9 protein-coding genes are annotated in these 9770 nt (G+C 66.7%); all 9 read right to left on the reverse strand.

Annotation, left to right across the window (positions count from 1 at the left end):
* Positions 1-475: 475 nt before the first annotated feature.
* The 9 genes from ALLO2_RS22230 to ALLO2_RS22270 all read right to left on the reverse strand — a co-directional run bounded on the left by ALLO2_RS22230 (position 476) and on the right by ALLO2_RS22270 (position 9656).
* Entirely contained in the window at positions 476-1273 is a 798-nt protein-coding gene (locus tag ALLO2_RS22230) for a hypothetical protein (RefSeq protein ID WP_011437089.1), read from the reverse strand.
* A gap of 128 nt (positions 1274-1401) precedes the next feature.
* The gene (locus ALLO2_RS22235) at positions 1402-1722 is read right to left on the reverse strand and encodes a multidrug efflux SMR transporter (protein ID WP_011437088.1); all 321 of its coding nucleotides are present in this window, start codon (positions 1720-1722) and stop codon (positions 1402-1404) included.
* Between the two features lie 45 nt (positions 1723-1767).
* A complete protein-coding gene (locus tag ALLO2_RS22240) occupies positions 1768-2775 on the reverse strand; it encodes a lysylphosphatidylglycerol synthase transmembrane domain-containing protein (RefSeq protein ID WP_051875528.1) in 1008 nt (335 codons plus the stop codon).
* A 55-nt stretch (positions 2776-2830) separates the two neighbouring features.
* Positions 2831-3379: a hypothetical protein gene (locus tag ALLO2_RS22245; protein WP_011437086.1), complete on the reverse strand. Its 549-nt coding sequence runs from the start codon at positions 3377-3379 to the stop codon at positions 2831-2833.
* On the reverse strand, positions 3333-5948 hold the full coding sequence (locus ALLO2_RS22250; protein WP_035734579.1) for a PEP/pyruvate-binding domain-containing protein: 2616 nt from the start codon (positions 5946-5948) through the stop codon (positions 3333-3335). Before ALLO2_RS22250 ends, ALLO2_RS22245 begins: the two co-directional genes overlap by 47 nt.
* Positions 5941-6990 carry an aromatic ring-hydroxylating dioxygenase subunit alpha gene (locus tag ALLO2_RS22255; RefSeq protein WP_201247807.1) on the reverse strand — a complete coding sequence of 350 codons (1050 nt, stop codon included), beginning with the start codon at positions 6988-6990 and terminating at the stop codon, positions 5941-5943. Before ALLO2_RS22255 ends, ALLO2_RS22250 begins: the two co-directional genes overlap by 8 nt.
* Positions 6987-8057, reverse strand: coding sequence for a Rieske 2Fe-2S domain-containing protein (locus ALLO2_RS22260; RefSeq protein ID WP_035734580.1), 1071 nt, complete (start codon positions 8055-8057; stop codon positions 6987-6989). The genes ALLO2_RS22255 and ALLO2_RS22260 overlap by 4 nt, the downstream gene beginning before the upstream one ends.
* A complete protein-coding gene (locus ALLO2_RS22265) occupies positions 8054-9184 on the reverse strand; it encodes a Rieske 2Fe-2S domain-containing protein (RefSeq protein WP_035734581.1) in 1131 nt (376 codons plus the stop codon). Before ALLO2_RS22265 ends, ALLO2_RS22260 begins: the two co-directional genes overlap by 4 nt.
* Before the next feature lie 4 nt (positions 9185-9188).
* Positions 9189-9656, reverse strand: coding sequence for a polyprenyl synthetase family protein (locus tag ALLO2_RS22270; protein ID WP_349256634.1), 468 nt, complete (start codon positions 9654-9656; stop codon positions 9189-9191).
* Positions 9657-9770 lie beyond the last annotated feature (114 nt).

Raw genomic sequence — 9770 nt, forward strand, 5'->3', positions numbered from 1 at the left:
GTTTGGATGCGCACCGCCGCGGCGACCGTGTCCCGGTGCACGTCAAGGCCCGCGCACCGTGGGAATAACACCTGCATCTGCCAGCCCTCCATGGTCAGCAACCTGTAGGTGCTGTCCGGAGAGGCCCTGACCACAGGAAACTGAGGAACGCGCTCGTAGCAGCAGNAAAGAGTNCCCCAGGNCCNCCACCGCCATACTCTTGGACGGGCTCTGAGCACCAGAGAACGCCGACGTCGATCCGGACAGCATCGGAGATGCTGCACGGGACTCGGCGATACCGGGCCGAAACGGCCCACCGGCCAACATCAGGACCACAGGCGTCCCGCGGCCGGACTCAAATTCTCATACGAAAGGNTGGCGGCCACGCCGCCCTGGCTGCTCTTGGGCGCCGCGATAGATGATACCCGCGTAGGCCACAACCCAGAACGAGACGCAGACCAGGCCGGTGATGTAGGTGATGTCGGATCTCATCCCGTCACCCGGACCCGGGCGCGACGGACTTCTCCGCCAACCGGGGCACCGGAATCACATCGATTCCAGGCCTGAATCTTCGCGTGCACAGCCGCGCCAGGTCCGCTCGGCGATCCGCCGGGAACCCGGCCAGCAGCGTCTGGAACTGCGCTTCGTAGTGATCCATCACGGCGCGAAGTTCGGCCGGCGCCGCTGCGCCGTACAGTCGGGTAAACGAATCCAGGACGTTGAAGGTCGAGCTCTCGACATCTCGCTGGTAGTGAGAAAGATCGTTCGCGATGTCGGCCAGCACCTCCACCGGCCAGAGCAATCCGACCAGCTGCTCGTCGACAGACTGCCGGGTAAGCGCGAAAATCATCAGGTGCAGAAGGCGGACATCGGTTGATCTCAGCTCGGCGAGGCGCAGCACGTCCTCCCGGCCGGTAGCCAGGCCGGAGGTCGCCTTGTTCTCCAGGCGGACGAACTCCTCGCCGAGGTCAAGCTGGGCGGCGATGGCGTCGTTGTACGCGTGCAGGCGGCGCAGCAGGGCCCGGAACCGTTCCTTGTAGGCCTCCAGAATGGCCAGCCGCCGATTGTCGGCATCGTCGAAACTCGCGTGCCGCGTTAGCTCCGCGACCGCGTCCACCCGGTAAACGAGGTACTCGACGAGCAGCAGGACGGGAGCGCACCGCAGTCGCTGCCACCGCGAAAGACCCTGCGCCGGAAAATACACCTGCGCGACAAAATCCCGATAGATTCCCACTGCTCTGACCAGGACGCCGATCTCGTTCAGCGATCGCATCCAGAAGAGCTTTCTGCTCATCGCGTGAGAACACTCTCCTCGTGGCACTCACGGCATCGCGCCGCCTGGAAGGTGGCAGTTGTTGTCTTCGTGCGGGCCAGCCACGACGAGGTTGCNAGACGTGACCGAGGGCGCTGGACGGGACGGCCTCAGCTGGCACCCGCGAGATTGAGTACTACGACGCCCCCGATAACGAGCAGCACTCCGACTGTCTTCGCCGCGGTCAACGACTCGCCGAATGCGAAGGCACCGATGAGACAGATCGCCGCGGTTCCNAGCCCGGACCAGATCGCATAGGCGGTACTCACCTCCAGCTGCTTGATCGCTTTCCCGAGCAGGATAAAAGCGGCCAGATAGCCGACGCCGACGATGACGGTGGGCGTCAGGCGGCTGAGCCCGTCGCTCATTTTGAGCGCCGAGGTGGCGATCACCTCTGATCCGATCGCTCCGAGCAGCAGGAGCCAACGCACTCTGACCTCCGGTCCGAATCTTTGCCGACAAGACCGGGCTCGCGCTCAGCTTTGGCCTTCTGGACTTGCGACCGAAAACTCGTCGTCTCGCGTCCCGACCGGCTCTCGTCGTATCCTACCAAACGGAACCCGGACGAGAAAAGGCAGCCCGATCACAAGCTGCGGAATCTGCTGCTGTAGGTGGAAGAGCAGGGCAAACGCAAGGGCCGGCTCGGGCCGTACCGGAAACAGCTCGACGGCGGAAACCGCGGCGATCTCGAAACTGCCGAACTGGCCGGGGCCGGCGGGTATCAGGNTCATGAGATCAATCAGGAACAGGACGAGCACGGACTCGGCAAGGGAGAGGTGTATGTCGAGCGCGTGTATCACCAGGATCACGGCGACGAGGTCGACCAGCTCACCTAGGACCGCGAACGAGAAGATCACNAGCATGCGCCGGGGGTTTCTCAGCACATACATACCGTCGGCCACCCGCTGGACGAAGGTGCTCTGCTGCGCATCGCGCGGATGCCGCGCGAACAGGACAAGGACGAGCAGCAGCACGCAGATGACCGCCCCGAACAGGAACGGTGCGACGATCACCCACCAGGGCAGTCCCGGTATCAGCCATGGAGTCCCGACCACCAGAACGACCATGGCGAGCGAGCCGAACAGTTTCTCCAGAACGAGGAGCGCGCCGGATGTCGAGGCGGGGACGCCACAGTCCCGCTTCAGCATCCACGCGCGGACGATCTCGCCGCCCTGCGCCGGCGAGATCGTCGACGCAGCCTGGGCCGTCAGTTCGAGACGGACCAGGCGACGCAGGGAAATCCCGTGCCGCGGCGCGAGCATCGCCCGCCAGCCGGCGGCCCGCAGGTACTGGACCAGAAGGTTGGTACCGAAGGCCAGCAGCAGGGGCACCGGCGACGCATCCTCGATGCTCTCCCGGAACGTGGTGACGTCCAGACCACGAAGGAACCAGACCAGGGCAATGGCGATGCCGGACAAGCAGACGATCTTGAAGGCGAGCTCGAGCCGGCGCAGGGCACCGGCACCGATCCTGAAGGTAACCATGTCTTCCTTCCCCGCCTAGATCGGCTCTCCGAAGGCCGGTGACACGCCGGCCCGGCTACGTGGCGAAGGGCAGGGCCGCGGAATCGGCCATCAGCTGCTCCATCTCCCATACCGTCGTCAGGTTCCGCAGGTCGATCCGCAGGTCCGATCGGAGGTCGCCGAGCGTTCGGTCTAGCTGCTGTCGCCAGCCGACGCAGTGCAGCGGACGGATTCCGGTAGCCTGCGCAAATCTGACACCGAGCTGGAAGATTGTCCGTTCGAACGGACCGAAGCGGTAGGGCCCGCGGAACAGATACCGGCTGCAGAAGAGGTAGGCGTGGTACTGCCAGGATCTGAGTTCGCCGCTGGCACCCATGGTTACCCCGATGACGAAGGCTTCGTCTCGCGGACGCATCCCCCGGCCCAACAGGATGTGGATGCAGTCGTGGCCGAACAGGTCGACGGCTCCGGCCAGAGCGATCGGGCTCGCGGGGTTCTCCAGCAGCCGAACATATCTTGGGATCGCGTCGGCCTCGTAGCCCGGCATCCGTTCATAGGCTGCCCGGAGGGTGACCGAGTTATCGAGGGGAGGCGTCCAGCTGCTGAGCGGAGAGTCTGCCGCCACGTTCAACTCCTTGCAGGAGTACGAGACCCCGATCGCCGTCAACCGTAACGACCTGGCCATCCTGGATAATGTGGGTCGCGCCGTGAACTCCCATAACCGCGGGAACTCCGTACTCACGCGCGACGATCGAGCCATGCGACAGCGCGCCGCCGGTATCTGTTACCACACCAGCCGCGATGGAAAGCAGTGGCGACCAGGCTGGCGTGAGATGAGGGGCGACTAGGATCTCGCCGGGCCGTAGCCGGCCGAAGTCGTCGGTGGAACTTATTCTGCGGGCCGGTGCTGTGGCTCGACCGGGGCTGACGGGAGAGCCTCGCAGCCCGTCATCCTCGGCCCCTCTCGGACGGGGGCCGAAAACTGCCAGGGCGGTGACGTCCCTCCTGCCGAGGAAGATCCGGGCGTCCTGCGGGACCTGTATCGGCGGGCTGAGCAGGCGNTGTTGTTNGCGGNGNCGGCGCCGCNCGTGGACGACGCTGGTGAGGTCGTCGCCGGCCACGCCGGTGTCAAGCGCGGCAAGCTGCCGTTTCACCTGGTCACCGGTGAGGTAGAAGACATCGTCGGGCTCAGTCAGGACGCCTGCCGCCACCAGCCGGCGACCGAGTTCGAGGTACGCCCGGCGCAGCACCGGCCAGCCACGGGTGAAGTGAAAAAGAACCTCGTCCCGGAGCCGGCCCTGACGGAGGTTCCACCGCAGAAGCAGGTGGAGGACGCCGCGTCTCACCGGCGCGAACCGGAGGGCCTTTCTTATCGTCCGTAGCCGGTCCTCCCGTTGCGCGGCCAGCGCGTCGATTCGTTCCTGCGGTTGCTGACGCGTTCCGCTCCGGTACGCTTCGATGGTTGCCCTGAAGACTTCGGGGTCCTCGGCGGGGGTCGGGCTGGCGAAGTCGAGGCTGTACACTTGGTGGCCCTGCCGGCCGATGAACCGCTCGAACTCGGCCGTGTACTCGGCCCCGTCGGCGTCATGGCGCGCGAGCTCCGCGAGCTCCAGTTCGACGTCGAGAGTGCGGCTCGGGTAGCCCTGCAGCAGGGGTCCGGGGCCGATCGGAAGTCCCGCGCCCGTACCAGCCCTGGCGACCCAGGGATAGACGGTTGCCAGGAGCCATTCCGATACGTTCCAGTACCAGGCCAGACCGCCGATGATCCCCCAGTAGCGTCCGCTGAGTTCTTGCACCCCGTCGATCAGCCCGAGCAGCTCGTTGTTGTCCAGGCGGGTGAGGTCCCGACGGTTGGCCGCCTCGATGCGTTCGGAGTGGCGCGGCAGGATGCCCCGCTGCCACTGCCTGCGCAGCGGGCCGAGATGGAACCGGAAGAATCGAAGCACCATGGCTGCGGCGTGTCGGGGATACCGGTTCAGGTGATAGTCGAAGCGCAGGTAGGCGAAGCCGTTGATGACGCCCGTCATCGGTGTGGGCAGCAGCCGGTTGTTGCGTTGGGCGGAGTCCGGTCCGGCCCAGTTCCGCTGCCAGTGCCGGACCAGGCACGGGAAAAGAGTCGACGCGAAAAGCGGCGAGAGCGGTTCGGGCAGCCACGAATCACAGATGCTTATCCGCGCCCACCAGGCGCCCTCGATCGGACTTGTCCAGTCGGCCGCGGGCGGCGGTGGCTCATCGGCGGCCGGCAGCCTGATGGGACGGGCCTGCAGAATCGTGAGAGTCGTTCCGGAAACGGCCCATTCGACGTCCTGAGGGGCACCGAAATGGGTTTCGATCGCGCGGCCGAGGCTGGCCAGCTCGGCAACCTGCTCCGCCGTGAGCGAAGGTGCCCGCCGTCGCTGGTCCGGAACGTCGACGAAATCGACCCCGCCCGCACCGCTGTGCGACGGATACGCGACCATCTGCCGTTTGTCGGCGACGTGCGCGTGGCGCAGCGTGGCGCCGGACCGGTCGACGTCAAAACGGTCGGGATCGACTTTCCCACTCACCAGCGCCTCACCGAAGCCCCAGGTGGCCTCGATCACCAGACGGTCGGCGGCGGCGTCCCGCGGGTCGACGGTGAAGAGCACGCCGGCGGCCTCGGCCTCGGCCATCAGCTGGACGATCACGGACATGCCGACCGCACCGTGCGGAATTCCATGCCGTTGCCGATAGCGGATGGCCGGAAGCTCCCACAGCGAGCCCCAACAACGCCGTACGGAATCGAGCACGGCCGCCGGCGGGACCCCCAGTTCGCTGCGATACTGGCCGGCGAAGCTCGTCGCGTCGGTGTCCTCCCACGTCGCTGAGGAACGGACCGACACCCGGACGTCAGCGATACGCCATGCCGCAAGGGCCTGCGCGACATCCGCAGCGAGCCCGGCGGGAACGTCCGTGGCCTCGACCGTGGCCCGCATGGCCGCCGAGATCGGTCGGATCTGGTCATCTGTCGCGTCCTCGGTAAGAGCCGCGTCGAGCTGCGCAAGCAGTGGGCAGACCTTGTCCCCGACCGTGCGGTGATACACCGCCTGGGGCAGGCAGAAACCGTCGGGAACCGGAAAGCCGGCGGATATGAGCTCGCCGAGATTGGCGGCCTTGGCGCCGACCGTGTCCCGGTCGCCGGAACGCAACTCCCGCAGCGGGCGTACGTCACGCATCGACGCTCACCCGGTCCACCCAGGACTGATAGTATTTGCGGAAGGCCCGCAGGCCGTACTCGCTCTCAAGATAGATTCCGTGCCTGTCTCCCGCTCGTATGCTGTCGAACACCGGTAGATCCTGGTTCGACGCAAAGGTGACCTCAAGCCTGTCAACCAGGTATTTTGTTATGTTCTTCCAGGCGCGTGCGGCGGGCGTGACCGCGACGGCGATATGTTGAATGGTTTCGTTGGGCCCGACCGGACTGACGGCGAGCAGGAGCTGGTACCGCAGGACGCCGTCCGAGTAGTAGGAGACGCGCTGGCCCGCTGGCCATCCGTCCACGCGGAGCAGGAAGCTGTCGGCATTGACGCCGACCGCGTGGGCGATGGCACCCGTCCTCCCGATGTACCGGGGCCAGGTCAGCTCGGCACCGAACCAGGCGTCGGCCACGATGGGCGGCCCGTTGGTCGCCGTGTCCACCGGGCTGTCGAGCAGCCGGAGGGTCATCGGGCCCGCGATCTCAAGCCCGTGGAGGTCCACCAGGTGATCGGGGTCGTAGGTGTTCTCCAGGATTCTGCGGGCCGTTGCCCTGGTCCTGTCGGCGAGGCGGAAGCCGCGATGCCAGCCCAGCCTGTCGAAGGCGGCGGGCAGTTCCGGGAGCGGATACAGGGGGTGGGGACCTCCGTACCAGGCCCACAGGTATCCGTATCGTTCGACCGTCGGGTAGGCCGGCCGCGAGGCGGCCGCGGGGATCCTGGCCTGGCCGGGGATCGATTGACAGGTGCCCAGGGCGTCGAAACGCCAGCCGTGGAAAGGGCACTGCAGCAGGCCGTCGACAATCCTGCCGTCCGCCAGGCTGGCGCCCATGTGCGGACAGTGCCGTCGCATCAGCGACGCAGCGCCGCGGGCGTCCCGCCAGGCGACGAGGGGGCGCCCGAACAGCGTGAGCGCCCGAGGGCGCGACCCGAGCTGCCGTGACGGCATGGCGACGTACCAGCCGGCGGCGAGGTTGAGGGCTTCCCGGGCGGTGGGCTCCGTCAGCTGTCGTGGGGCGCTCACGACATGCACGCGCGATCGTCCGGAAGGGCTGCATCAACCCAGCGCTGGTAATGCTTCCGAAACTTCAGGACACCGTGGTCGGCCGTGACCGGCACGGTGCCGTCGACGTCGCTCGCGTGCCGGTAGATCCTGAGGTCCTCCCTGGTTCCCCACTCGTGCTGGGCCCGATAGGCGAGGCGAATCAGGTGGTCGAGCGCCCGGTTGCCCGTCCGGCGGATGAGCGACCAGCCCTGAAGGACGGTGCGGCCGTCGGACGTGGGAGTGATGCCAAGCAACTCCTTGGCGAGAACATGGCCGTCCAGGAGGAAGGTCAGGCGCTGGCCGCCGGGCCATCCGTCGATCAGGAGAGTGAACTTCCGCGCCCGAATACCCAGCGCCCGGACCGTCGGCGGCAGATCGAGGATATCTGTCTCCATCGCCGCGGCGATCGAGGCATCACCGCCGATCGGCGGACCGTTTTCGGCCGTTGCTGACGGTTCCGTGAGAATGTTTATCTTCAGGCCACCGCCTGACCGGACCCGGTGCAGCGTGCCGAAATGAGCGCAGTCGAAAGCATTTTCCAGGACTCGTCGAGGCGAGGCGGTGGTCACGTGCGAGAACTGGTAGCCGAGGTAGGCCTCGCGGCCCTCCGCCAGCGCGGGCACGGCGGGCACCGGGNAANTCGGCTCCGGGTTCCCGTACCAGACCCAGACATAGCCGTAGCGCTCGTCGGTCGGATAGGACCGCCGCGCCACACGGCGGGGAAGCCGGTCCGTCCCCGGCACGTGTGTGCACGCGCCCGCCGCGTCGAAATGCCAGTGATGGAAAGGGCAGCGGAGCGTTCCGTCNACGACCTTGCCGAAGGCGAGACTGGCGCCGAGATGCGGGCAGTGCCGCCGCATGATCACAGGTCGCCCCGTGCCGTCGCGCCAGGCGACCAGCTCACGGCCGAACAGGGTGAGAGGCTGGCCACGGCGCTTTCCCAGCTCCTCGGAGGGAAGCGCGATGTACCAGCCCGCGGCCAGGCCTGGCTGCGGCGGCTCGGTTTCCGCGGTCACGAGATCTCCGGTCACGATGCTTCCGGTCATGACGCGCCGGCTCCCGGGATGCGGGCCATGGCCGGCTGCGGCTCCCCCTGGCCTTCTGCCACCCGGTCCACCCATGACCTGTAGTACCGGCGAAACCTGATCAGGTTGGTGTCGTAGAACATCCTGGCCGTGCCGACGTGCGCCTGAGTGTAGTCGTAGATCGGCATGTCCTGGAGAGTCCCGGCCCTGCTCTGCCCGATGAGCATCGCCACGTTCAGCCAGGTTCGCCAGCGCCGGTCGCTGCGGCGGACGCCGGTCCAGGCATGCTGGATGGTCGAGCCGTTCGCGGTCGGGGTGATTCCCATCAGGTACTTGAAGATCTCCCTGCCGCCGACNTAGCCGGTGTAGCGCTGGCCACCGGGCCACCCGTCGATCAGGAGCTGGAACGCGTCCCCCGTGAAGAAGGTGGCGCCGGCCGCGACCAGCCAGTGCCGAGGCCGACGAAGGGGATGCCCCGGGGTCACGACACCTTCCATCCAGCCCCCGAGATAGGCCTCCCTGTCGATCGGGGGACCGTTGTCCGCGGCCTGCTCGGGATCGGAGAGGACCCGGAACTCCGCACGGTCCAGGGGCAGGCTGTGGAGGGTCTGAAAATGGAAGTAGTCGAACGCGTTCTCAAGGAGCTGGCGGGGGTGACCGGCGGTCCAGTCGGTGTAGCGGAACCCCAGATAGTGTTCCTGTTCCTCCTCAAGAGCCGGGAAGCCGGGAAGCTCGAAAAGTGGTGTGCGGGTCCCGTACCACACCCAGATGTAACCAAAGCGCTCGATGGTCGGGTATGAGTCGAGTCGCGCCGTCGTGGGAATGCGCTGGGAGCGGGGAACCTCGACGCACGCGCCGGAGCTGTCGAACCGCCAGCCGTGAAAGGGGCAGCGGAGGCAGCCGTCGACCACGGCCCCCAGTGCCAGGCTGGCGCCCTGGTGCGGGCAGTACCGGCCCGCGACTGCCGGTCGCCCGCTCGCTTCGCGCCAGGCGACCACGTCTCGCCCGAACAGCTGGAACGCCTTCGGCTGCCCGCGCAGCTCGCCGGAGGCCAGCGCGACGTACCAGCTTGCTGCCAGCTCCTTCGGGACGGGGTCCGCTGGCGGCTCGAGCCGCGGCTTCTGGTTCTTGATGTGTATCTCAGGCATCGGCTCATCTCGATCGCGAATAGACGTATTCAGCGAGGGCAAGGAGCGGGGTCGCGTCGTCACCGAGCGGGGCGAGGTCCGCTCTTGCCGCGTCGATCAGTTCGGCCGCGCGTTTTCGGGAGGCGTCGAGGCCAAGGAGCTGCGGAAAGGTCGCCTTCCGCATCTTGATGTCCTTGCGGGCGGTTTTCCCGAGGTGCTCGGAGGTCGACGTGACATCCAGGATGTCATCGATGATCTGGAACGCCAGCCCGATCTTCTCCCCATAGCTGGAGAGCAGGGTGATGGCGGATTCGTCGGCGCCCGCGAGGACTGCACCGGAGACGACCGAAGCCACGATCATGGCGCCGGTCTTATGAGTGTGGATGAACTCGAGGGTCGCCAGGTTGATATCGTCGCGGCCCTCGGACTCGATGTCCACGACCTGGCCGGCGACCGCGCCGTTGACGCCCATCATGTGAAGCAGGATCTGTATGACGCGCGTAAACCTTCAGCCGGTTCGCGCGGCGTGACGATCATGGGTTTGTTGTGGCTGTCGGTGACGGTCTGCCGGGGCTGGCGGGTTGTCAGACGGATTGGGTGAGTGATG

The organism is Frankia sp. Allo2 (genome assembly GCF_000733325.1).
GTDB lineage: Bacteria > Actinomycetota > Actinomycetes > Frankiales > Frankiaceae > Frankia > Frankia casuarinae.